A 23,125-nucleotide genomic window follows, 5' to 3' on the forward strand; every position below is an offset into this window, starting at 1 on the left:
AGCGACCATGAAGCTCGACATCACCAGGACGAACCAGGCGATCGAGCGCCTGCTCGAAACGACCGAGAGCCCGCGGCACCGGTTCCTCCTGCAGGCCTACCACCGCCACCGCTACCTGGAGATCGCCGGACGCTACGAGGAGATCTTCGCACCCGACATGATGGTGGAACATCCCGTCTACCACTTCCACGCCCTGGGCATCAGCACGACCCTGGAGGGGCAGGACGCGATCCGCGGCCTCTACCGCACCTGGGCCGAGACCGGCGAGTGCGTCATGTACCTCTACAAGGCGCGCGAGGAGATGATCTGGCCGTACGACGACCGCGGCCGGCTCATCGGCGAGGACGTCTGGAAGGTCGACCCCGACAAGGCCGAGATCATCAAGATCGCCCCGGCCGACGTCATCACCACACAGGAGGCCGCCCAGATCCTCAACCCCCTGATCAAGCCGCTGCCCGCCTTCGAAAAGGCCATGGGCATGGCCGACTCCCGCCGGCGATAGAAACGACTCCGGCCCTGAGTGGCGCACCGCCGCCGAGTCTTCATGGCCGGTCAGCCGGGGCGGCGGAGGGTGCGACGGACGGCCAGGCCGCCGAGGGCTGCCGAGGCGAGCGTCAAGATGCCCGCTTCGGTCCATTGGAAGCGCCAGAACCTGGACGGCGGATGGTAGTAGACCGCGTACCGGTACCCGTTGCTGAACAGGCACTCCTGCCACGCATCAGCGTTCCTGCTGCTCTGCCCCACGTCCACCCGACGCGGGCACCCACTGTCCGACGGCTCGGCCACCTCCTTGCCGGACGGCTCCACCCAGGCGGTGCTCACCAGCCGGGCGTCGTGATCGTCCAGCAGCACGGTGCCCGAGAGCTCGGTACGCGCCGGCTCGGCGTAGTAGTCGCTGAGCTGGAACAGCGTGAACATCGTCACCGCCACACCGGCCACGACCAGCGCCATCGCGGGCAGTCGCGGACCGCAGCAGGCCGACGGCCGCGTGCATGAGCGTGGTCTTGCCTGCGCCGTTGGGGCCGACGAGCGCCGCCACACGACCTGCGGGCACGGCCAGCGAGCAGTCGCGTAACGCCCACGTACGGCCATAGCGGACTCCCAGCCCGGTTGCCTCCAGCGCGGGACTCATGCCACGTCCTCTTTCGCGGCGTCGGCCAGGACCACGGCGAACAGCCCCCGCAGGTCCTCCTGGTCGAGCCCGGCCGCGCGGGCGTCGCGCACCCACGCCTCCAGACCGCGCCGCAGCCGTGCTGACGACTGGGACGCTCGATGAGCGCCGACACGGCAGGCGGTTGAGCAGAACCGGCGAGGCCGCCATCGGTCGGCCTCGCCGATCTCGTCTTCGGCCACCGTCGCCAGCGGTCGGGCCTTACCGGGCCGCTCAGCGGTCTTTCCATCGCCGACCGCATAGCTGCGGACGGTGTTGGAGTTGCCAGGGCTCTGATGGAAGGTGTCGGCGGCCGCGACGACGGTGAGCGACTTGCCGGTCGGCAGCGACACCACAGTGGACACGTCGCAGGCCGCCAACCTCGATGCCATGGCCAACCCCGAGGTGCTGCGGCACTTCACATTCTGAGCGGTCGCAGCGCCTTGCTCCAGGAGACGACCTGGTTGAGCAGCTTGCTCAGCATGTCCTCCTGGTGCGCGGCGGGCTTGAAGGTGGTGTAGTCCTCGAAGTCGGCGTGCATCAGCAGCTCCACGGCCGCCTGGACGTCGGCCACCTTGACCTGGCCGAGCACCTGCGGCAGGTGCTCGGCCGCCCGCACGCCGCCGCTGACGCCGTAGCCGACCACGCCTGCGGCCTTGTCGTGCCACTCGAAGAACAGGAAATCGATGGCGGTTTTGAGTGCGCCGGTGGTCGAGTGGTTGTACTCGGGCGTCACGAAGACGAAGCCGTCGAAGCCGGCGATGGTGTCGGACCACGTCTTGGTATGCGGGTGCTCGTAGACCCCGGTGGCCGCGGCGAGCGGTTCGTCGAGGTGGGGCAGGTTGTAGTCCTTCAGGTCGACCAGATCGTAGTGCGCGTCACCGCGCCTGACCGCGTGGTCGTGAACCTAGCGGGCGACGGCCTCGCCGCTGCGTCCCGGCCGCGTGCCGCCGACAATGATGGTATTTTTGATCATTTCTCCACCTTCAGTATGACCTTTCCGCGGATAGCGCCGCGCTCGGCGGCGCGGTGCAGGTCTGCCAGGGACTCCAGCGGGCGAGCGTCCGCCTTGACGTCCACCACGCCCTTGTCGATCAGCGCCACGAGCTCGGTCAGCTGGCCTGGGTCGTTGCGAGCCACGAACTGGACGGCGCGCGGATGCTCGATCGGCTGGGTGATCGAAACGAACTCCTTGGCCAGCCGCGTCACCGAGGCAGGCACGTCGGCCACCAGGTTGATCAGCACGTCGTTGCCGCCCGGCAGCGGAGCGGTGGTGTAGTCGACGACCTCGTCGGCGCCCAGCGCCCACACGACAGCGGCGCTGCGCGGGCTGGCGGTCGCCACCACGTGCGCGCCCGCATGCTTGGCCAGCTGCACGGCAAACAGCCCGACGCCGCCGCCGGCCCCGTTGATCAGCACCCGGCTGCCGCGGCCGATGCGGGCATGCTCAAAGACCGCCTGCCACGCGGTGAGCCCGGCCACCGGCACGGCAGCCGCGTCCGCCAGGGGGATCCGCTCCGGTGCCCTGGCCAGCACGCTCGCCTTCGCGACCGCGTACTCGGCCGCCGCCCCGTCGATGAGCCCGATCACTTTGTCGCCGGGGGCGAGGTCACCCGCCCCGGTGACCACGGTGCCCGCGACGTCCCAGCCGAGCGTGTGCGGCAGCGTGACGCCGAGCACGTCCTGCAGCAGGCCCATCCGTAGGCCGACCTCCGACGGGTTGAACGACGTCGCGGCCACCCTGATGAGCACCTCACCCGGCCCAGACTTCGGCACCGGCACCTCCTCCAGCGAGATCACCGAGGCGTCGCCGTACTCGTGGATGCGGGCGGCCCGCATGGTGCCGAGGAAGTCCGCGGCGTGCTCGCTCGCCCACGTCTCGAACGTGCTCGCGGGCGCTCCGGTGACCTCCTCCACGGTCCCGGTGGCCGGGCCGGGCTCGCCGAGACCGCGCAGCATCCCGTCCACGGCCGACGCGGGCCACCCCAGCCCGAGCAGCCGTGTCCTGGCCTCCTCCGGAGGCTCATCCTCCCAGCGCACCGGCCGGCCGATCGCGGCGCCGATCGCCCGCGCCTGCTCCCGCTGGGTCAGCGGCCGGGGTCCGGTCAACGTGTAGACCGCGCAGTGGTGCACTTCGTCGAGCAGCGCGCGCACCGCGACGGCTGCGACGTCCCGCTCGTGGATGGGGGAAAAGGCCGCGTCGCCGTACGGCTGCCGCACGACGCCCGCGCGGACCTGCTCGGCCCACCGCAAGGTGTTGGCCGCGAACGCGTGCGGGCGCAGCACTGTCCACTCGCGGGCGGTCCCAGCGATCAGGCGCTCGATCTCGACCTCGTGCGGGCGGGCGGCGGCCGAGGACAGGTAGACCACCCGCCGCGCCCCAATAAGCTCCAGCACCTCGCGGGCGCCCTCAGCCGAGGCGAACGGCCACAGCAGGAACACCGCGTCGACACCGTCGAGAGCCGCCTCCAGCGCGACCGGGTCGGTCAGCTCCCTCGTCACCGTGCGTACGTCGGCCCCTGCGTCTTCAAGTTGGTTCACCAGAGGGCGGCCGATCGTGCCGGTCGCCCCGCTGACCAGGACTTTTGTCATGCCGTCAACCATAGGAGCCCTGAGTGAGGCATCCAATGCGCTTCTATCTGCAATTTATACGCGATCGTCTCCCGCATTAGACTTACGTCATGGACATGCTGAGCGACGTGATCGCCTCCATGCGCATGGGCGTGCCGCGCTCGGCGCGTGTCGAGTGGCCGGCGCCGTGGGGGCAGCGGTTCCCGTCAGCGCCTGGTTCTGCGGGCTTCCAGGTGGTGCTGCAGGGCTCGTGCTGGGCGATCCCGCCGGAAGGCGAGCCGATCCCGGTCGGGACGGGCGACGTGCTGTTCTTCCCCCACGGGCACAGCTACGCGCTGGCCGACTCGCCCACCAGCCCCATCGCGGAGCCCGGCTGTGACCCCTATGCCCACGCCGACCTATTCGCCTCGGCCTCTATGGAGGGCACCGGGCCCGTCACCGTGACGATCTGCGGCGGCTACCAGCTCGACTCCAACGGGGCGCATCCGCTGCTCAGAGGGCTGCCCGAGATGATCCACCTGCCCGCCAGGCTGGGGCACAACACCGAGCTGCGCGCCACCGTCGAGCTGCTCGGTAAAGAGATCGGCAGCCCGCGGCCAGGTGCCGACATGGTGGTGTCGGCGCTGCTGGACATGCTGCTGCTGTACATCCTGCGTGCCTGGTTCGACGTCTCGATGGAGCACTGCAAGGTAGACAGCTGGGCCGCCGCGCTGGCCGACCCGGCCATCAGCGCCGCACTCGACGGCATCCACCGCGACCCTACCCACCCGTGGACGGTCGAGTCGCTCGGCCGCCGCGCAGGGCTGTCCCGCGCGGCGTTCTCCCGCCGGTTCACCCAGTTCGTCGGGCAGCCGCCGCTGACCTATCTGACCTGGTGGCGGCTGGGCACGGCCGCGCGCATGCTGCGCGACTCCGACGCCGCGCTGAGCGAGATCGCCGCCGCGGTCGGCTACGGCTCGGAGTTCGCCTTCGCCAACGCCTTCAAGCGCGAGTACCGCATGGCCCCCGGCAAATACCGCCGCCTTGGCTGCGCGCCTTCAGTCCGAACGGCGGCAGACCCGCTCCAGCACCCGGATCTCGCAGAACGCTCGATGTAGCGGGTGTACTCGGGCAGTATCGCCGCGCTCTGATCGGCGAGCATGGCCAGGCCGATACCGGTCTTGACGGCGATACGGCCTAGGTCCTTACGCCGATGCCGCGGTCGGCCAGCTCGTGCACCAAGTTGAGGACCACGCGCAGATTGCGGCCAAGGCGATCAAGCGTGTGCATGACGATAGTGTCGCCCGGTCGGGCATAGGCGAGAAGCCGCTGCAAGCCGTCCCGCTCGACCGAGGTACCGGTCTTCTTATCGACGAAGATCCGCTCGCTCGGGATGCCTTGGGCGGTCAGGGCGTCGAGCTGTCGTTCCAGCGATTGCTTGGTAGCGGAGACCCTCGCGTAGCCCAGTTTGAGGAACGCGCACGCTGGCGGAATGTCCGATTCCACCGGCTCGGTGATCGTCCCGATCGCGCCGTTCCACTTCCAAGGAAGTGAAACGATCAGCCGTCTCTCGTGTGCTCTTCCTGCGGGCATTGCTTGACCAGTGAAAACGCACTCCCGAGCCACATCCGAACGAAAAGTCACGATAAGCCGCTCAACGGAGCCTTCTTAGCGGGATTTTTCGTTCCGATGCTCGTCAGCCCCCGCGTTCGGGGGCGGAGGGCCGGGGTGGCGCGTCCGCGGCTTCCATGTCAGACTCACTGTTATAGAACTCATGCAAGAGTTATAGATCGGAGGGCGGACATGCAGGACGTGATGATGGGCGAGCCGCAGGCGCGAGGCCGGTTCGGGGAGTACGGCGGGCGGTACGCGCCCGAGTCGCTGGTGGAGGCGTGCAGGCAGGTCGAGGAGACGTTCCGGGAGGCCTGGGCCGATCCGGGGTTCCGTGCCGAGCTGGCGCGGCTGCTCGCCCTGCACGCCGGACGGCCCACGCCGCTCACCCCGGCCCTCCGGCTGTCAGAAGAGCTGGGCGTACGGCTGTACCTCAAGCGCGAGGACCTCGCCCACACCGGCTCCCACAAGATCAACAACGTGCTGGGCCAGGCCCTGCTGGCCACCCGCATGGGACGGCGCAGGCTGATCGCCGAGACGGGAGCGGGCCAGCACGGCGTGGCCACCGCCACCGCCGCCGCACTCCTCGGACTCGAGGCGACGGTGTTCATGGGCGAACGCGACATCGAACGCCAGGCGCTGAACGTCGTCCGGATGCGGCTGCTCGGCGCGGAGGTGGTCCCCGTGACCACGGGCAGCCGCACCCTCAAGGACGCCACCAGCGAGGCCATGCGGCACTGGGTGAGCGCGACCGCCGACTCCCACTACTGCGTCGGCTCGGTCATCGGGCCCGACCCGTACCCGTGGATGGTCAGGGAGTTCCAGCGGGTCATCGGGGACGAGGCGCGCGAGCAGTACAGCGGCGTCCCCGACCACGTGGTCGCGTGCGTCGGCGGCGGCTCGAACGCGGCCGGCACCTTCGCCGGGTTCGCCGACACCCCGGCCCGCCTGGTCGGGGTCGAGGCGGAGGGCGGCGCAGGGGCGGCGCGCGGCCGGCCGGGTGTCCTGCACGGCTGCCGCTCACTGTTCCTGCAGGACGACGACGGGCAGATCGTCGAGGCGCACTCCATCGCCGCCGGCCTCGACTACCCGGGCGTCGGTCCGGAGCACGCCCACCTGCGCGACCTCGGCCGGGCCCGGTACGTCACGGTGACCGACGACGAGGCGGCCCGCGCGGTGGTTCAGCTGGCGCGTACGGAAGGAATCGTCCCCGCGCTCGAATCGGCGCACGCGCTCGCCTGGGTGATCCGCGCGGCCCGCGACGGCGAGCTGCCCGCGGGATCGACGGTGCTGATGACGCTGTCCGGCCGCGGCGACAAGGACGTCTCCACCCTGAAGGAGCTGCTGTGACGAACCCGACCCTGGCCGTGGGAGCGGTCGAACACCACCTGCGCGAACGCCGGGACGCCGGACGCGGCCTGTTCATGCCGTACGTCACCGGATGCGTCACGCCGAACTGGACCGACTACCTGCGGGCGTTCGCCGACGCCGGCGCGGACGCGATCGAGATCGGCCTGCCCTTCTCCGACCCCACCCTGGACGGCGTCACCATCCAGCAGGCCAGTGACACCGCGCTCGCGCGGGGAGCGAGCACCCGCCGCATCCTCGCCGACCTGTCCGGCCTGCCCGACCTCGGCGTGCCGCTCGTCGCCAGCACCTACTACAACCTGGTGCTGCACGACGGCCCCGAGGCGTTCTGCGCGGCGCTGCGCCGGGCCGGCGTCGACGGCCTCATCGTGCCCGACCTGCCGGTCCACGAGGCGGACGAACTGGCGGACATGGCCGCCGCCACCGGGGTCGACCTGGCCCTGCTGGCGTCCCCTGCGACGCCCGAGCCGCGACTGGCGGAGATCGCCGACCGCAGCCGCGGATTCGTCTACGCCGTCTCGCTCATGGGCACCACCGGTGAGCAGACCGCGCTCGCCGCCTCGGCGGCGCAGCTCACCCGACGGATCAGGCGCGTCACCGACCGGCCGGTCTTGCTAGGATTTGGCATTTCCACCCCGGACCAGGCACGCGAGGCACGCCGGCACGCCGACGGCGTGGTGGTCGGCGCCGCGGTCATGCGGCGGGTGCTCGACGGAGCCGGGCCGGACGACGTGCGGGCCTTCCTCGCGACCCTGCGGCGAGCCCTCGACCAGGAGTGTGACGCACCACGATGACCGCCGACGCCGGGCACGAGGCGCGATACCGCGCCATCGCCGCCGACCTCGCCGCGAAGATCCGGTCCGGACACTACGCCCCCGGCGAGGCCCTGCCGCCGCAACGCGAGCTGAGCGCCTCCTACGGCGTGACGCTCATGACGTTGCGCCAGGCGTTGCGGGAGCTCAGCGACGAGAAGCTGATCGTGCAGCGGCCCGGCAAGGGTACGTTCGTCTCCCCGCCCCACCTGGCCTACCAGCTCGACTCGCTCCGCAGCCTGGTCGACGACCTGCGGCGACAGGGCCACGACGTGCGCACGGCGGTGGCCGGGCGGGCGGTGCGCCGGGCCCCCGCGGCCGTCGCGGCGGAGCTGCGGCTGCGTCCCGGCGACAGCGCCCTGCGGCTGGAACGGGTCCGCGAGTTCTCGGGACGGCCCGCCGTGCACCAGGTGTCGTGGGTCCGCCGGCCGGTGGCCGACCAGATCCGCGACCGCGACTTCACCACCGTCTCCCTCTACGCCACGCTCGCCGACGCGGGGGTGACGGTCGCGCGGGCCTCGGAGGTGGTCCGGCCCGGCCTGCTCGACGACGCCGCCGCCCACCACCTCCAGGAGCCTGAGGGCAGCCCGGTGCTGGTCAGCACCCGGATCACGTACGCGCTCGACGGCACGCCCGTGGTCTCCGACCACGCCACCATCCTCGGCAGCATGATGGAGATCCGCACCGACCGCGCCGCCACCGGCCTCTCCCTCACCTGGGGCGCCACCAGCTGAGCCCAGCAGAGGGTCCGACCGGCGCCGTACTCCTCGAACGTGCCGACAGGTGGATGGTGCGCTCCCGGCCAACCGGCCACGAGCTCTCGACAGTCCACCGGCCGCGGGTGCCGAGGTCCAGCGCCGGCATCGACCTGCTCGACATCCTCACCCGGCTCCTACGCCGGCCGGCCTGAGTTGCCCTTCTGAAGGTCATCGGTCTAGAGTCCGAGCCAGCGTCGCGTGTCGGTGGCGGGCTGCGTCAGGCATGGAGGCGTCGGATCCGGAAGGTGGTCATGATGACCCTTTCCCCGTTCCCCACCCGTGGGTGAGAACGAGAGAAACAGGCTTAGAGCCTGGAATTTCGAACTGCAGGCGGCGCATCAACGCCTGCATCGAGCACTGCGCCTCGCGCGCGAATCCCTGGAAGCCGGTGACACCGCCTCGGTACGGGCAGACCTCCTGCTGTACTGCAAGGGATTCTGTGCCGCCCTCGACGGGCATCACGGGCGCGAGGGCGTCGGGCTCTTTCCCGAACTGTCCGCGCGCCATCCATCGCTGCGGCCCACGATCGCCAAGCTCCAGCAGGACCATGTGACGATCGCGATGCTGCTGGAGCGGTTGGACCGCGCGATCACCTCGTCCGCCACGCCGAGCGAACTGGCCATGCACCTGGACGGCCTGTCCGCGATCATGACGTCCCACTTCCGGTACGAGGAGCGCGAGCTCCTGGGCGTCCTGTCGGCTCTGGACCTCGACGTCGATCCGCGTGACCTCCTGGGACCACTCTGATCCACCCGTTGTACTGCCCGTGATGCGACGGGACCTCTAAAGACGACTCGTGCCCGACGAGGGCTCACCTTCTCCCCGTTTCACCGGACCGCAAGAGACGCGCGGAGGACTTCGCGCACGGCCTCTGCCGTATGCCCAGCCATGTCTCAGACCGAAAGGACTCATCTGTTGTTGACCACTACCCGCTTTCCCGCCTCCCCGGAGGAGTCGGACGCCGTACGCGCACGGATGGGTCAGGTCTTCTCCGACCCGCCCGTCCTCGACGGCGACGCCGACCTGCGCCCGGTCCTGCCGGACACCGGCGGCGTCCCCGGAACCTGGGTCACCGCCGGCGGCGCCTCCGCCGAACAAGGCGTGACCGTTTACGTCCACGGCGGCGGTTTCTCCTTCAGCAACCCGCCGATGGAGCGCATCATGGCCTACCGCCTGTCCGAGGCCACCCGCCGACCGGCCTTCGCCGTGGACTACCGGCTCGCGCCCGCGCATCCGTACCCGGCAGCGGTGGAAGACGTGCTGGCCGTCTACCGGAGCCTGCTCCGTCAGGGAGTGCCCGCCGGGCGAATCCTGCTCATCGGAGAGTCAGCCGGCGCAACGCTGGTCCTGTCGACGCTGCTGATGCTTCGCGAGGCCGGGGATCCCATGCCTGGCGGAGCCGTCCCCGTCTCCCCCCTCACCGACCTGGCGTCGAAGACGGCTGCCCAGGCGGGCGGTGCACGGGACTCGATCGACCCGTCCGTCATGGAGCCGATCGCCGCCCAGTACCTCGCCGGAGCACGCCCGGATCAGGCGCCCCAGTCGCCGATCTACGGAGACCTGCCCGGCCTGCCGCCCCTCCTGCTCGCGATCGGCGGAGACGAGATCCTCCTGCAGGACACGCACCGCTTCGTCGACGCCGCCTCCGCCGCAGGAGTGCCGGTCGACCTCGATGTCTACGAGGGGATGCCGCACGCCTTCCACGCGGCCGTCCTCTTCGCCAAGGACACGCATCTGCCCACGGCCACCACCTTCCTCAGCCGCCTCACCGGTTGGCTCGACACCGAGCACGAGTCCAGGGGCGATATTCGCCCAGGCGGCTTGGCCTCCTGATCGGCTGAAAGGGCCGGCGGAGTGCGCTCAGGCGGTGGCACGCTGGACGCAGACCGCCCGCGTCGGGCGCATCCCGGCGCTGGAGGTACCGGAGCGGCCGGCCGAGGACCTGTCGAGTAGAAGCCCGGCCACGGCTTGTTCAGGTAGTGGTGGCGGGCCAGTTCGGGGAACTCCTGGCGCATCCGCCGGTAGTACACGCCCTTGAGCGAGTTGACCAGTCTGGACAGGGCGACCTTCGGCGGGAAGTTCACCAGCAGTTGCACGTGGTTGGTTCTGCGTGGTGCCGGGGCGCCGGCGGAGGGGCCGGATTCGGTCAGGTCAGGTCCAGGGCCACCTCCAGGCGCAGGTAGGCGTCGATCCAGGTTTGCTCGGCCGTCTCGTCCGAGTCCTGGGACCGCGCCGCCGCGAACGCCGTCACAGACTGGGCGATGCGGTGGAGCCCGAGCCCGGTCAGGCGGCGCGCTGCGGTGTCGAGGCGGGCGCCGTAGGTAGGCGGCAGGTGGGACAGGCCGTGGTGGGCCGCTTCCGCGAGCAGCCCGCGCGTGTCGATCAGTGCGGCGGTCAGCGGGTCGTGCGGGTCGTCCTCGGCGACCGCGAGCGGGCCGCCGCCTCCTGCGGGCTGCAGGTCGGGTACGACGACACGGCCGCCGGCGGCCAGGCCGACGGGGTCGATGACGACACCTCCCCCGGTACGGCCGACCACTCCGCTGACGAAACGCAGCTCGCCCTCCTCCCCGGCGAGTACGGCGGCCAGCGAGTCGAGGCGGCCGGGGGCGGCACCGGTGTGGGTGGCGGTGACGGTGGCGGTGTTGCCGGCCTGGTCGGCGATGAGCGCGTCGAGGCGCTGGTCGCCGGGAACGTAGGTCATGGCCACCACCTGGGAGACGGCGACGACGCGTACCAGCTCCGCCTCGACGCGCGGGCGGATGGGCCGCAGCGTGAGTGCGTCGAGCTCGCGGCCGAGCGCGGCGAGGTCGGTCACCACCAGGGACGGCGAGAGCTCACCCCAGTCGCCCCGCGACGGGCTGACCGTCGTCCTGGAGATCCGCCCGGTGGCCAGCCGCACGGTACGGCTGGCGCTGCGGACGGCGGATTCCGTGACGAGGTTGCCGGTGGCCAGGGCGGCCAGCGTGGAGCCGGCGACGCGGCGCCGTGCCAGCAGGGGGCCGTCGTCGTCGCCGTCCCATTCGCGGCGGAGCACCAGGACCATCGCGCTGTCGCTGTGGGCCAGGTAGACGTCGGCGATCCGCCGGTCGCCGAGGCTGCGGATCCGGCAGCCCAGGCTCTCCAGCCGGGCCCGGCGCAACGGGGTCTCGGCGGCCTCGGCGGTGCCGAGCACGCTGCTGCGCAGGGTGGCGTCGGGGCGGGTCACGGCCCGGTGCCGGGCGTGGAGCTCGGCGAGGTGGCCGGCGAGCAGCTCGGGACGGTAATGGGCGCTGCGGTCGCGGTAGGCGGCCAGCTGCTCGGCGAGGTCGCCGACGGCCAGCAGCGGCCAGCGCGATCCGGCGGCGTCCAGGTGGCGCTGCACGTCGGCGATGGTGGCTTCGAGTCCCTGACCGAGGTGCGCCGCACCTTCGCGCAGGATTGTGCCGGCCAGCCCCAGGGCCCGCTCCAGCCCGGACCCGGTGCCGGTTCCCGCTTCGCCGCCGACGTCGACCCGTACCTCCTGCGTCCCGGGATGCAGCTCGTCGGCCACCCGGAACGCCCACACGGCGAGGGCGATGACGTCGTCGCGGCTGCCCGCGACGGCGTCGGTGTGGACGAAGCCGAGGTCGCCGGGGACCAGGAAACGTACCGTCGCGGTGGCGAGCTCGACCTGCGGCGCGGGATCGGTGGCGGTGGCGCGGCGGACGCGGGCGGTGTATCCGGTCCTTTCGGTACGGCGGGCGGCGGCCATCAGACGGGCGCCGATCCTGGCGGTCAGCTCGTCGTCGCTCACCTGCCCCGGCGACCAGGCGGCGGCTTCCGGACCGCGGCCTTGCGGATCTTCCCCGGTCTCGACAGGCGGCCCACCGCCCGTCCCGTCGGCGGGTCCGGCGTGCTGGTGCTGGTACGCGAGAACCACCCCGACCACATGCCGGCAGACCCCGGCGGCGCCGCACGTGCAGCGGGCCGCGTCGAGCCCGCCGGGTGGCAGGCTCGCGGTCGGACCGCCCGCGAAGTCGCCGTGCACCGTCCCGTCGGCGTCGGTGCGCAGGTCGGGCGCGGCTTCCTTGCCCGCCCGCTTGACCAGGCCGCGGTTGGTGAGCGCGGCGAGCGAGTCGGTGGTGAGCGCGAGCAGATCCGTCCTCATCGGCCCACGTGCTCCGCGACGAAGGACGCCAGCTCGCCGGGCGTCATCGCGCCCACGTACGCCCCGGCGTCGGCCAGGCGTTGCGCGAGTTCCCGGTCGTAGGCGGGGTTGGCCTGCTCGTCGAGGGCGGCCAGGCCGAGGACCTTGCTGCCCTGCTCGACCAGGTCACGGACGACGCGTACCAGCCGGTGGGGGTCGCCGCCCTCGTAGAAGTCGGAGATCAGCACGACGATGGCCCGCCGCGGCTGGTCCACCAGCCCGGCGCCGTACGCCGCCGCGCGGGCGATGTCGGTGCCGCCGCCCAGCTGGACCTTCATGAGCAGTTCCACGGGATCGTCCACGTCGGAGGACAGGTCCACCACCTCGGTGTCGAAGGCGACCAGGTGAGTGCGTACGCCGGGCAGGCCCCACAGGCAGGCCGCGGTGACCGCCGAGTGGATCACCGAGTCGGTCATCGAGCCGGACTGGTCGACGAGCAGGATCACCTGCCACTGTTCGAGGTGGCGGCGGGTGCGGGAGAAGAACAGCGGGTTCTCGATCACGACCTTGCCGGTGTCGGGCTGGTAGCGGCCGAGGTTGGCGCGCAGCGTCCTGACCATGTCGAAGTTGCGGGCCTGGCGCATCCGGCCGGGCCGCCGCGCTCTGGTGCCGGAGAAGGCGCTGCGCACCTCGGTGGCGAGCCTGTCCATGAGCTGCCGTACGACCTGCTCCACGATGCGCCGGGCCAGCCGCAGCACCTGCGGGTTCATCAGGTGCTTGGTGTGCAGGACCGCCTTGAGCAGCGCGGGGTTGGGCTCGATGCGGGCGAGCACGTCGGGGTCGGTGACGAGGTCGTGGATCTCGTAGCGTTCGACGGCGTCGCGCTGCAGGCGTTCGATGGTCTCCTTGGGGAACAGGCGGGTGATGTCGTCGAGCCAGCCGAAGGTGGTCAGGGTCGACGGGCCGCTCCCTGCCTGCCGCCGTACGCCGCGTTTGCGCAGGTCGTCGTCGCGGCCGTACAGCCAGTCCATGGCGGCGTCGCGGCCGGCGGCCTGCTCGTCGAGCTGCCCGCCGCCGAGGCAGGCGCCGCCTGCCTCGCCGAGCAGCAGGCGCCACCGTACGAGAGTGGGGTCGGTCATGGCGTGATCAGTCCCTCCCGGCGCAGCGCCGCGTCGACGCGTTCGTCCAGTGCCATACCTGCGGCCACCAGTTCCGGCGCCGCCTCCAGCCGCATCAGGTCCCACGCGGACGCGCCGGAGCGCAGTTCGACCAGTCGGGTGGCGATGAGGTGCCGCTCGCGGGGCGGGAAGTAACCGAACGCCTGGCGCAGCGCCGGCAGGGCCACCAGGAAGTCGTGGTCGCCCATCGCCGCGACCAGCTCGTCGAGCAGCTCCAGCATGCCGCCGGCCTGCAGGACCTCCTCCCGGGCGAGCGCGAACAGCCCGGCCAGCCAGTCGCCGGCCGACGCGGGGACGAACGCGCCGCGTACCGCCCGTACGGGGTCCACGGCTGCGGCGCCACGCAGTGACCAGCCCAGCCCGAGCGACGCTCCGCGCAGGTCGGGCGGCGCGTCCTGGCAGGCGGCGACGCGGTCGGCGAGGGCCAGCGCCGCGTCCACGTCCAGGCCGAGCGGCGGGCCGGCGTGCCTGAGCGCGTCGCGTACGGCCGCCATGGCGCCGATGCGCTGCGGATCGGCGGGTACGGGCCCGCCGAGCACACCTTCGGCCAGCCACAACGCCCGCAGGGTGGCGGCCCGCACCACGGCGCCCAGGGTGGCGCTGTTTCTGGTGGCGAACAGGTCGTCGTGACGCCACATCGCCAGGGTGACGGTGAGGGTGCGGCCCAGCGAGCCCAGGTCGGCCGCCGCGACGACCGCCCGCGCGAGGTCGTCGAGCACCTGCCCCGCCAGCTCGCCGATGCCGCACAGCGCGGCGTCGAACAGCGCGCCGGCCAGCTGGTCGAGGTCGGCGTCCCTGATCCGCCCGGCGAGTACGGAGGCCGCCGCCTCCTGCGGGTCGACGCCGTACCCGCCCGCCTCGATCAGGGCGGGCAGACGGTCGTCGGTCTCGGTCAGTGTCCACCGTTCGACCAGCTCGGTGCCGCCCGCCGGGCGTGGTCCCGAGGTGCGGACCACGCCCGGGATGCCCAGGACGCGCAGCCTGTGCAGGAAACGGCTGCGTTCGCGGCCGGCCTGCTCATCGAGGTGAAGCCGTTCGTCGCCGGGGCCGCCCAGCTCGGCGAGCACCGCGTGGACCAGCGGCGGCAGCGGGGTCGAGGGGTGCAGCCGGCCTTTGCGGTCACCGCTGAGCGCCGCGATCATCTCCACGACGACCGGATGGTGGCCCGCCTGGAGCGGGCCGCGGGACGCCCAGGGCAGCGGGGTCTCGATCGCCTCGCCGACCAGCGCGGTGGCCAGACCGTCGAGCACGTCGACCCGGGCCGGACACGGGTGGCCGCGCATCAGCGCGATCCCGTCGGCGGTGGCGCGCGCGGCGATGAGGTCGGCGGTGGACACCGGCTGGCGCCGGGCGCGCAGCCTGGAGGTCACCGCCTCGGTGAGCCTGCGGGCGGCTCCGTCGGGGCCGTACTCCCACAGGTCCTGGTAGTAGCCGGGCGACGGCATGCCCGACTGGTAACCGTCGAAGGCGTCCAGCCGGCGGAACGAGTACGGCACCAGGTAGCTGCCGACCGTCGCCCCCTCGGGCGGCCGCGGCACCTCCGGCCAGGTCCGCTCGCCCTGCTCGGCCAGCCGGACCAGCGCGGGACGGTGGAAGCCGCCGGTGACCACGACCACCGGCCGCTCCCCCGCCTCGCCGGCGGCCGCCCGCACCCACTGCGCCATGTACGCCTCGCGGGCCGTGTCGTCAGGACCGGTCTCGGTGTCGCCGCGTACGAGGTCGAAGTACGTGGCCAGCCGTTCGGCCAGCCCGTCGGCCGGTTCGATCTCGAACAGGTGGTCCCACAACGCGTCGACGTTGTCCACGGCGAAGGCGCGGCAGAGCCGTCCGGTCGCCTCGTTGTAGCGGGCCTCGGCGTCGGCGTACCGGTTGTGCAGGCCCGCCAGCGCGGGATGCCAGGCGGGCAGGTCGATGAAGCGCAGCTCGGCGCCGGCCTCGCGGCCCGCGGTCAGCGCCGCCCACTCCGGCGAGTAGTCGCACAGCGGCGTCCACGAACTGTGGCGCCGCTCGTGGTCGCGGTAGCCGGTGTGGACGGCGATCGGCAGCTCGTGGCCGAGCAGCAGCTCGTCCATCCGGTGGTTCATGTCGGCCGGGCCTTCGACCAGCACGTACGCGGGGCGTACGGCATGGATGGTGTCGGCGACCAGCCGGGCGCAGGCGGGACTGTGGTGCCGCACGCCGAGGAAGATGACCGCCATCGGTCAGCCCGGCAGCAGGTGGCGGGCCTCGTACAGGGCCTTCCACTGGTCGCCGTGCCGCCTGCGCTCCAGGTACCTGCGGAGCTTGGCCAGGTCTTCGTGGTTGTCCTTGGCGGCCGTACCTGCCAGGCAGGAGACCAGGTCGGCGGCGGTGCCCGGCTCTCCGCGCAGGAACCAGCCGCGCAGCCCGACGGCATGGGCGACCGAGACGGCCTCCGCGGTGCTCATCACCCCCGACAGCCGGTCGGTGGCGTCGCCGCGCGCCGTCTGCCCCTGGCGCAGCTCGCGGAAGGTGGTGACCAGGACCTCCAGCACGTCGCGGCGCGGCGGCGCGGTGACGCCCGAGCGTTTGAGCAGCGCCAGCGCCTCCGCCTCCACCAACGCCAGCTCCGTCTCGAAGTCGGCGATCGGGAAGACGGTCTCGAAGTTGAAGCGGCGCTTCAACGCGGCGCTCATCTCGTTGACGCCGCGGTCGCGCGTGTTGGCGGTGGCGATGACGGTGAACCCCTCCTGGGCGAACACCATCGACTCGGGCCCGCTCAGCTCAGGTACGGAAAGCACCCGGTCGGACAGCGGTGACAGCAGGCAGTCCTGCACCTCCAGCGGGCACCGGGTGATCTCCTCGAAGCGCACCACCTTGCCCTCGGCCATGCCGCGCAGCAGCGGCGCGGCCACCAGTGACCGGGTGGAGGGGCCCTCGGCGACCAGCAGCGCGTAGTTCCACGAGTACTTGATCTGGTCTTCCGTGGTGGCCGCGCCGCCCTGGACGGTGAGCGTCGAGGTGCCGCTCACGGCCGCGGCGAGCAGCTCGGACAGCAGCGACTTCGCCGTGCCTGGCTCGCCCACGAGCATCAGCCCGCGGTTGGTCGCGAGCGTCACCAGGGACCGGTCGATCAGCGAGGGGTCGCCCACGAACTTACGGCTGATGCCCAGCGTCTCGTCCCCGAGGACGAAACGGCGGGCGGCCCGCAGGCTGAGCGCCCAGCCGGGCGGCCGGTCGTCGGTGTCGTGCTCCCGCAGCCTGGCCAGCTCGCCGGCGAAGCGGATCTCGGCCGGGGGCCGCTGGGCGTGGTCGTTCATCGGGTGATGTCCCTCAGTTCTCGAAGGATCTCGGAGGTCGTGATCGGGTCGAGGCCGTCGAGCCCGAGCTCCACCAGGGTCTGCTCGTCCTCGAAGTCGAGGTAGCCGACCACGATGCCCGGATCGAGGTGGATCGTGATGGTCCGGCCGCCGGGTACGTCCCGCTCGATCCAGCACTGCCAGCCGGCGTCCTGCGGCGCGCCGCGCCGCCAGCCGCGCCGCTCCAGGCCGATCACCGCGCGGGTGGGGATCTTGGCGGCCTCGATCTCGGCCACCAGCGCCGGATCGAGCTCGTACGTCTCCCTGCCCAGCTGCGGGAACGGCTGCAGGATCTCGTAGTCGGCGAACACCTCGGACCAGGCGGCCAGCTCCTCGCCCAGCTCCAGCGGGTGCACCACGCCTACGAGGGCGTCGTCGGGCAGCATCAGCGTGTCGTCCTCGACGTCGGCGAAGCTGCGGTCCTCGGCCACCCGCAGGGTGCCCGTGAGCTCGCCCGCCGGGTCGTACAGCCCCCAGACGAGCCGCCGTACGATGTGCCAGAGCAGCGGGTGGCCGACGAGCAGCCGCTCGAAGTCGCCGGCGCTCCAGCGACGCCGGTCCACCATGGCCTGCTCCAGGCGGTGGATGGTGTCACCCGCGACGGAGCGCACGTCCTTCTTCAGCCCGGCGAAGCGCCGGTAGGCGGCGGGCGCGAGCTCCTGATCGTCGTTGACGCCCGGCTTGGGCAGGTTCTTCAGCCGCTTGCCCGAGGCGTCGGCCACGTACGGCTTGAGCTGCTCGTCGAAGCCCACCACGAACTGCCTGCGGCCGTAGTCGAGGGTCAGGTTGCCGTCGGCGGACAGGCCGAAGTCGGGCACCAGCCGGTCGGCCAGCTCCTGCGGTGTCAGGCCGAGCTCGGCGGCGACCTCGTCCATCTTCAGCTTGGCCTGGTTCTTCAGCCCGTTGAACTTGACCTTCTCGGCGATGCCGTGCAGGTGCATCAGCGCGACCTCGGAGCCGATGGAGGCCAGCAGGTCGAGACCGGCGACCGCGCGCGTGTGCCCGCCCTCGCCCGGCCAGGCCCTGATCAGCGGGGTCAGCCGCCGTACGGTCTCGTCGTCGCCGAGCAGCGCCTGCGCGTCCATCACCCAGCGCTCCTTGGACGGGTAGCCGGCCGCCTGCCAGCACTGGAACAGCGCCCAGGCGAAGTCGGCGAGGCCGCGGCCGTCGCAGGCCTCCTTGACCACGGCGAGACCGGCGTACGGCTCGCCGAGCTTGGAGATCGCCAGCATCGTCAGCACGTGGCGGACCGCCTCGGGAGGCAGCTCGCCCGCGCCGCCGCGCAGCGGGATCGGGGCCATGATCGCGACCTCCGTCCACTCGGGAAGCACGGGCATCTTGGCGGGCAGCGCGTCGAGCGGGTCGGCCACGAGCAGGTCGGCGATCGCGGCCTCGGCGTCGGCTCCGTACCTTGCGGCGGCCTCGGCCACGGTGTCGCGGTGGCCGCCCGTGACCAGCGCCGCCAGCGCCTGCTCGGCCCGGAGCCTGGCCGCGCCGGGCTTGCCGAGAGCCGCCGGGATCAGTGCCCTGGCGGCGGTTCCCGGGTGGCGGTTCAGCCAGGCCAGCGCGGTGGCGCGGACGGACTTCAGCCGGGCCAGCCAGTCGGCCATCAGCACGGCGACCTCCGGCGCCGCGAACGGCAGCAGCGACATGGCGACCGAGCTGGGAGCGCGCCGGGCGCTGTCGAGCACCATGGGCAGCGCCGCCAGCTCGAACCTGGCCACCACCTTCGGCATCCATTCGCCCGCCCCCCACAGGTCGCCGGGGCGCCACTTCGGGATCAGCGGTGCGGACAGTTCCTCGGGCCCGGCGACGAACAGGGCGATCTCGTCGGAGAAGTGGTCGTCCGGGCTCTCGGTGATCTCGCGGGCGATTTCCTCCCAGCTTCTGCGCCAGGGCCGATCCCACGAATCTTCACCCGGCCGGGGAGAACGCCAGTTGTCCTGCTCGCCCGGCGCCCACACGAGGGCCGGTTCGTCGGTGCACGCCAGGCCGTTGACCACGACCGCCTTGCGCGCCTTACGCGGACGGGTCCAGGGCGGGCTGACCAGCACCTCGGGCAGGGCGTCCGGCGGAGCGGCGGCGACGGCCTGTGTGGTCACGATCGCGCGGACGCGCTCGGCGGCGGCGCCGTCACCGAGGCTCGCGAGCACCTCGTCCACGAGCTCGGGATGGGCCGCCACATGGGCGCGCAGCAGCAGGTGGACAGCCTTGCCGCCGGACTCGGCCAGCATCCGCATCGCGCGGCGGGGGAAGCGGGAGGCCGCGCGCAGGAAGGCCGGCTGGGTGTATTTCTGCTCGATGCGGTCGAGGAGCGCCCGCATCGCCGTGTCGTACGGCAGGTCGGCGAGCACGTCCAGCAGCCGCTTCCGGTAGTCCGCGTTGTAGGCCTGGTCCACCCAGGCGGCCAGCAGCGGCACGGCCGCCTCGCCCATGCCGTCGACGACCGTGGCGGGCAGGGAGAGAGAGCCGCCCATGGAATAACCCGGCACATGGTCCTTGATCAGCTCGGCGTGTTCCGGCGCGCTGATGGCGGCGATCAGGCGGTAGCCGAGAGTCGGCAGCTTCTGGCTCACCTCGGCGCAGTCGGCCGTGACCCAGCCGGTCTCGGTGGGTGCCAGGAAGGAGGCCGCCACGCGGTGGTGGATCCCGCCCTTGCGGCTCACCGCCAGCGCCGCGACGGCCTCGGCGTACTCGTCGTCGGACGCGGCGGCCAGCGCGGCGCGGACCCGGTCGTCGATCTGCTGAGTGGGGGCCCCGGCGTGCCACCGCTCGGGGGTCTCGTCGTCGGCCATCCGCCGGATCAACCAGGAGTTCCCGTCGTGGACGTAATCGAGCGAGGCCAGCTCGGTCACGGCCACCGCCGCGAACGCCGGGCCGCGTTCGGCCAGCCAGGTCTCGGCGAACAGGGACAGCATCTCGCGCTCGTGCCATGACAGGGACTCGGCCATGGCCTTGGCGACCACCGCCGCACCCAGCGGTGTGCCTGCGGGGTCTGATGCCAGGTACGCCGCGCCCTCGGACGCGAGCTCCGGATCCGGGCTCTTCGCCACCGTTTCGGCGAGAACCATCCGGCGTTTGTCCAGCTCAGCGGCCAATTTTTCTGGCGCGCTCGCGTCCGGCCGCTTCACGGAGACCTTCGCTCCGCCCCGCCGGGGGTGCAGCTCGCGCAACCAAGCGGACGGCAACGTCAACCGGTCCTCGTCCGCAATGCTGCCGGTGGGGGAAGCCGCCTGCGGCGAGGAGGCCGTTTCGTCCTCCGTGTAGCCCTTGCGTAACTTGTCGGCCACCAGCTTGTCCGCGGCCGCCGTGGCGTCGGCGGCCGAGCCGAACGACTTCACCTGCGTCTGACCGGCCGCGCCCAGCCGTCCGAACCGGATGTGCAGCTCAGCGCCGTCCTGACGCACTTCCCAGAACTTGGCCGAACCCCCACCGACGAACGTCAGCGTGCGCTCCACGCCCATCCCGACACCTCCACCCTCTTGATCGACAGCGGTGAGTATGTCGTGGACGACCGACAAAGTCGCGCCGGAGGTCAGCCGGGGAGGTCGGGGTTCTCGGCGGCGGTGGTCCTGAGCCAGGCGGCGGCCGAGTGCGCAGCGCATCTGGAGGAAGGCCGTCAGCGGTTGTCCCACGCGGGCCGGCATCGCCGGCACAGCACTGGCACCATCGGCTCGGGCCAGGTCCAGCGATAACGAGTCCGAACCCCCGACCGCGTACACCGCTCGGGTCCGCCTGTCCCTGCTCGCGTCCCGCCAGAGACGATGGAGAGATGAGCATCCCGGACGGCCCTTCCTGCGTCTTCTGCGACATCGTGGCGGGACGAGCCGAAGCAAGCATTCCCTACGAGGACGACACCGTCGTCGTGCTCATGGACGTCAATCCCGTGGCTCCCGGCGACGCGCTCGTCATCCCTCGCGTGCACGCAGGAGGGCTGGAGGACCTCGACGAGGAGACCGGCACGCACATGTGGCGGACAAGCCACCGGTTGGCGCGCGCGCTGCGCCGTTCTGGCCTGCGCTGTGAGGGTGTCAACGTCTTCCTCGCCGACGGCGAGGCGGCGTTCCAGCAGGTCTTCCATGTGCACCTGCACGTGTTCCCGCGTCACCCCGACGACGGATTCCGACTCGAGGTGAACACGATCAGCAGAGAGCGGCGACTGCTGGACCAGGACGCGGCCGCGTTGCGGGACGCGCTGAACGCGCTCCGTACCGGCTAGCGTCATCGAGTGGAAGATTACCGGCGGAACACCGTCTGCTCCGGCCGCCGTCTTCCTGGTCAGGCTTCCCTGCCGCACGAACGACCAGCGGTAAACCTGCGCGGACGGCCTGACGGGGTCCTCCCCGGTGACCCCGTTGTGACTATCACGATCCTCCAGGCCGACGACGGCGGTACACGCATCCGCTATGAGTTCGTCGACGACATGAAGGACCTCTCCCCGGCCGTCGAGTCGGACCTGGTGCCGGTGTCGCAGAGCGGCGATCGTACGGTGTGCGCCGCCTCCGGCGGCCCCTACGGCGAGGACCACATCCCCGTCGTGTTCACCACCTTGTCCAACGGCACCGCCTGCGTGTACGTCAGTATGCGCGCCACCCCCAAGACCGCCTGACGCCCATTCCGCCTCACGGCTGCGGTGCGTAGAAGGAGGAGACGGCGGCGACGGTGGCCTCGACCTCGGCCGGGGTGCCGCCGGCGGCGCGGTGCGCCTCGCCCCACGCCTGGCTGCTGCCGAGGATGTAGGCGCGGCCATCGTCGGTCAGGTGGAAGGTCGACTCCTCCGGCTTCTCGGCGCCCGTCAGGTGCAGGGCCAGGCCGAGCAGGACGAGGTCCCAGCCCACGCCGGTCGCGCCGGGGCCGAACTGCGACCAGAACTCCTCCGGCACCTCGGCCGTGTGACGCAGCTCGAACAGGGTGGCGTCGCCCTCGGGCGTGAGGCTGACCTCGACCTCCGAGAAGCCGGGGTTCTCGCCGAACAGCCACGAGATCGTGAACCGGCGCGGCGGTTCGCAGTGCAGGATCTCGCCGCCCGCGTTGCCGTCGATCTGGTACGTGCCGCCCAGCCGGAGCTCGCCGGACACGGGGGCGAACCAGCGGCGCAGCCGGTCGGGGTCGGTGCAGGCGTCCCACACGTCCTCGACCTCGGCGTCGTAGCGGCGCCGCAGCGTCACCGTCTTGCGCTTGCCGTCGACCAGTTCGCGGTGGGCGCGCGTGAGTTCGTCGAGGATGTCCATCAGTTTTCTCCTTCTGGGTCGTGGGTCGTGCGGCGTTCGCGCCGGCCGCGGGCCAGCTCTGTCGCCAGGGCGTCCAGGCGCTGGCTCCAGAAGCCGCGGAAGCGCTCCAGCCAGAGGTCGACCTCCTGCAGCGGCTCCGGCTCGACGGCGTACAGCCGCCGGGCGCCGTCGGCCCGCACGCTGGCGAAGCCGTGGTCGCGCAGCACCCGAAGGTGCTGGGAGACCGCCGGTTGGGAGATGCCGAACTCGGCCCTGATGGTCGCGGTGAGCTCGCCTGAGCTCTGCTCGCCGCCCGCCAGCAGTTCGAGGATGCGGCGCCGGACAGGGTCGCCGAGGACGTCGAACGCGTGCACGAGCCCACTCTTTCAGTGATGGCTTATATAAGTCAACACTTAATCATCGAGGCCGCGGGCGCTGAGGGCCTCCCCCAGCGCGTCGGCGTGCCGCAGCGCGCCGACCACCAACGGCACCGCGAACGCCCGCACGCTGCGCTCGACCCCCCTGGCCCGCTGCGCCTCCCGCACCCGGACGGCCAGCTCCGCGATCACCGGCACGCTGCGCACCGTCAGCGACAGCAGCAGCGACACCCGGAACGGGTCCAGCCCGACGAACCGCGCCGGCCGCAGGCACCGCTCCAGCGTCGCCAGCATCTCCGACATGCGGGTGGTGAGCGTGACCAGCCCGGCCAGCGCCACCGCCAGCACCACCCGCAGCACCGTCGCCGCCGCCGTCTGCGGCCCGGCGAACGGCACCTGCACCACGAACAGCGCCAGCGCGAACCAGCGCACCGGCCGCAGCTGCGCCCACGCCGCCGCCGCGCCCACACCCGTCAGCGCGTACAGGCCCGCCACGACGACACCCACCCCGGCCAGCACGAACGGCGAGCCGATCAGCACCAGCGCCGTGCACACGAGCGCGAGCCCGGCCAGCTTGGCCCCTGCGGGCAGGCGGTGCAGCAGCGACGTTCCCGGTACGTACGCGCCGGTCAGGTTCATCAGATGCCTCCGAGGAAACCCCCGCCTTCAGGCGGGAGAGGAATCGGACC

Annotated in this window: 21 protein-coding genes and 3 pseudogenes; 9 read left to right on the top strand and 15 right to left on the bottom strand. The window is 71.8% G+C overall.

What is annotated here, in order from left to right:
• The first annotated feature begins 7 nt into the window (after positions 1-7).
• A complete protein-coding gene (locus BLR04_RS19740) occupies positions 8-502 on the top strand; it encodes a hypothetical protein (protein ID WP_090767118.1) in 495 nt (164 codons plus the stop codon).
• A gap of 50 nt (positions 503-552) precedes the next feature.
• On the opposite strand, the gene BLR04_RS40760 is transcribed toward BLR04_RS19740, so the two are convergent.
• From BLR04_RS40760 to BLR04_RS41855, 5 genes and pseudogenes are all read right to left on the bottom strand, one after another.
• Positions 553-951 carry a hypothetical protein gene (locus tag BLR04_RS40760; protein ID WP_176903173.1) on the bottom strand — a complete coding sequence of 133 codons (399 nt, stop codon included), beginning with the start codon at positions 949-951 and terminating at the stop codon, positions 553-555.
• 25 nt (positions 952-976) lie between these two features.
• Positions 977-1,132 (bottom strand): annotated as a pseudogene (locus tag BLR04_RS19750) (ATP-binding cassette domain-containing protein); the annotation flags it as partial.
• Complete coding sequence (locus BLR04_RS41425; RefSeq protein ID WP_218129075.1) at positions 1,129-1,542, bottom strand: hypothetical protein; 414 nt, start codon at positions 1,540-1,542, stop codon at positions 1,129-1,131. The gene BLR04_RS41425 and the pseudogene BLR04_RS19750, both read right to left, overlap by 4 nt.
• 26 nt (positions 1,543-1,568) lie before the next feature.
• Positions 1,569-2,033, bottom strand: a pseudogene (locus tag BLR04_RS19765) (NADPH-dependent FMN reductase); the annotation flags it as partial.
• 89 nt (positions 2,034-2,122) lie between these two features.
• Complete coding sequence (locus tag BLR04_RS41855) at positions 2,123-3,742, bottom strand: alcohol dehydrogenase catalytic domain-containing protein (protein ID WP_245740351.1); 1,620 nt, start codon at positions 3,740-3,742, stop codon at positions 2,123-2,125.
• A gap of 89 nt (positions 3,743-3,831) precedes the next feature.
• Between BLR04_RS41855 and BLR04_RS19780 the strand changes: the two genes are divergently transcribed.
• Positions 3,832-4,818 (top strand): AraC family transcriptional regulator, encoded by a 987-nt coding sequence (locus BLR04_RS19780; protein WP_090767125.1) that lies wholly within the window; start codon positions 3,832-3,834, stop codon positions 4,816-4,818.
• Positions 4,819-4,897: 79 nt separating this feature from the next.
• On the opposite strand, the gene BLR04_RS19785 is transcribed toward BLR04_RS19780, so the two are convergent.
• Positions 4,898-5,206: a recombinase family protein gene (locus BLR04_RS19785; RefSeq protein ID WP_218129076.1), complete on the bottom strand. Its 309-nt coding sequence runs from the start codon at positions 5,204-5,206 to the stop codon at positions 4,898-4,900.
• A 297-nt stretch (positions 5,207-5,503) separates the two neighbouring features.
• Between BLR04_RS19785 and trpB the strand changes: the two genes are divergently transcribed.
• From trpB to BLR04_RS19810, 5 genes are all read left to right on the top strand, one after another.
• Positions 5,504-6,661: a tryptophan synthase subunit beta gene (gene trpB / locus BLR04_RS19790; protein WP_090767131.1), complete on the top strand. Its 1,158-nt coding sequence runs from the start codon at positions 5,504-5,506 to the stop codon at positions 6,659-6,661.
• Positions 6,658-7,473: a tryptophan synthase subunit alpha gene (gene trpA, locus BLR04_RS19795; protein ID WP_090767134.1), complete on the top strand. Its 816-nt coding sequence runs from the start codon at positions 6,658-6,660 to the stop codon at positions 7,471-7,473. Before trpB ends, trpA begins: the two co-directional genes overlap by 4 nt.
• Complete coding sequence (locus BLR04_RS19800; protein WP_090767137.1) at positions 7,470-8,225, top strand: GntR family transcriptional regulator; 756 nt, start codon at positions 7,470-7,472, stop codon at positions 8,223-8,225. The genes trpA and BLR04_RS19800 overlap by 4 nt, the downstream gene beginning before the upstream one ends.
• Before the next feature lie 303 nt (positions 8,226-8,528).
• Positions 8,529-8,996 (top strand): hemerythrin domain-containing protein, encoded by a 468-nt coding sequence (locus BLR04_RS19805; RefSeq protein WP_090767140.1) that lies wholly within the window; start codon positions 8,529-8,531, stop codon positions 8,994-8,996.
• A gap of 168 nt (positions 8,997-9,164) precedes the next feature.
• Positions 9,165-10,082: an alpha/beta hydrolase fold domain-containing protein gene (locus BLR04_RS19810; protein ID WP_245740352.1), complete on the top strand. Its 918-nt coding sequence runs from the start codon at positions 9,165-9,167 to the stop codon at positions 10,080-10,082.
• Positions 10,083-10,222: 140 nt separating this feature from the next.
• Here the strand turns inward: BLR04_RS19810 and BLR04_RS19815 are convergent.
• The 6 genes and pseudogenes from BLR04_RS19815 to BLR04_RS19840 all read right to left on the bottom strand — a co-directional run.
• A pseudogene (locus BLR04_RS19815) lies at positions 10,223-10,345 on the bottom strand (transposase); the annotation flags it as partial.
• Positions 10,346-10,395: 50 nt separating this feature from the next.
• Entirely contained in the window at positions 10,396-12,375 is a 1,980-nt protein-coding gene (locus BLR04_RS19820; RefSeq protein WP_090767146.1) for a hypothetical protein, read from the bottom strand.
• On the bottom strand, positions 12,372-13,493 hold the full coding sequence (locus tag BLR04_RS19825) for a VWA domain-containing protein (protein ID WP_090767149.1): 1,122 nt from the start codon (positions 13,491-13,493) through the stop codon (positions 12,372-12,374). The genes BLR04_RS19820 and BLR04_RS19825 overlap by 4 nt, the downstream gene beginning before the upstream one ends.
• Positions 13,490-15,730: a DUF5682 family protein gene (locus tag BLR04_RS19830; RefSeq protein ID WP_090767152.1), complete on the bottom strand. Its 2,241-nt coding sequence runs from the start codon at positions 15,728-15,730 to the stop codon at positions 13,490-13,492. The genes BLR04_RS19825 and BLR04_RS19830 overlap by 4 nt, the downstream gene beginning before the upstream one ends.
• A gap of 3 nt (positions 15,731-15,733) precedes the next feature.
• Positions 15,734-16,810 (bottom strand): ATP-binding protein, encoded by a 1,077-nt coding sequence (locus tag BLR04_RS19835; protein ID WP_090767154.1) that lies wholly within the window; start codon positions 16,808-16,810, stop codon positions 15,734-15,736.
• A complete protein-coding gene (locus BLR04_RS19840; protein WP_090767157.1) occupies positions 16,807-20,313 on the bottom strand; it encodes a DUF4132 domain-containing protein in 3,507 nt (1,168 codons plus the stop codon). Before BLR04_RS19840 ends, BLR04_RS19835 begins: the two co-directional genes overlap by 4 nt.
• Positions 20,314-20,621: 308 nt before the next feature.
• Between BLR04_RS19840 and BLR04_RS19845 the strand changes: the two genes are divergently transcribed.
• The gene (locus tag BLR04_RS19845; RefSeq protein ID WP_090767160.1) at positions 20,622-21,068 is read left to right on the top strand and encodes an HIT family protein; all 447 of its coding nucleotides are present in this window, start codon (positions 20,622-20,624) and stop codon (positions 21,066-21,068) included.
• A 138-nt stretch (positions 21,069-21,206) separates the two neighbouring features.
• Positions 21,207-21,458: a hypothetical protein gene (locus BLR04_RS19850; RefSeq protein WP_090767163.1), complete on the top strand. Its 252-nt coding sequence runs from the start codon at positions 21,207-21,209 to the stop codon at positions 21,456-21,458.
• 13 nt (positions 21,459-21,471) lie between these two features.
• Here the strand turns inward: BLR04_RS19850 and BLR04_RS19855 are convergent, their stop codons facing one another.
• Genes BLR04_RS19855 through BLR04_RS19865 form a run of 3 tightly spaced genes read right to left on the bottom strand, consistent with a single transcriptional unit; the run spans position 21,472 to position 23,075 of the window.
• Positions 21,472-22,080: an SRPBCC family protein gene (locus tag BLR04_RS19855; RefSeq protein ID WP_090767165.1), complete on the bottom strand. Its 609-nt coding sequence runs from the start codon at positions 22,078-22,080 to the stop codon at positions 21,472-21,474.
• On the bottom strand, positions 22,080-22,433 hold the full coding sequence (locus tag BLR04_RS19860) for an ArsR/SmtB family transcription factor (protein ID WP_090767167.1): 354 nt from the start codon (positions 22,431-22,433) through the stop codon (positions 22,080-22,082). The genes BLR04_RS19855 and BLR04_RS19860 overlap by 1 nt, the downstream gene beginning before the upstream one ends.
• A gap of 39 nt (positions 22,434-22,472) precedes the next feature.
• Positions 22,473-23,075 carry an energy-coupling factor transporter transmembrane component T family protein gene (locus BLR04_RS19865; protein WP_090767171.1) on the bottom strand — a complete coding sequence of 201 codons (603 nt, stop codon included), beginning with the start codon at positions 23,073-23,075 and terminating at the stop codon, positions 22,473-22,475.
• Positions 23,076-23,125: the final 50 nt, after the last annotated feature.

It is taken from the genome of Nonomuraea maritima, assembly GCF_900100395.1.
Taxonomy (GTDB): Bacteria; Actinomycetota; Actinomycetes; order Streptosporangiales; family Streptosporangiaceae; genus Nonomuraea; species Nonomuraea maritima.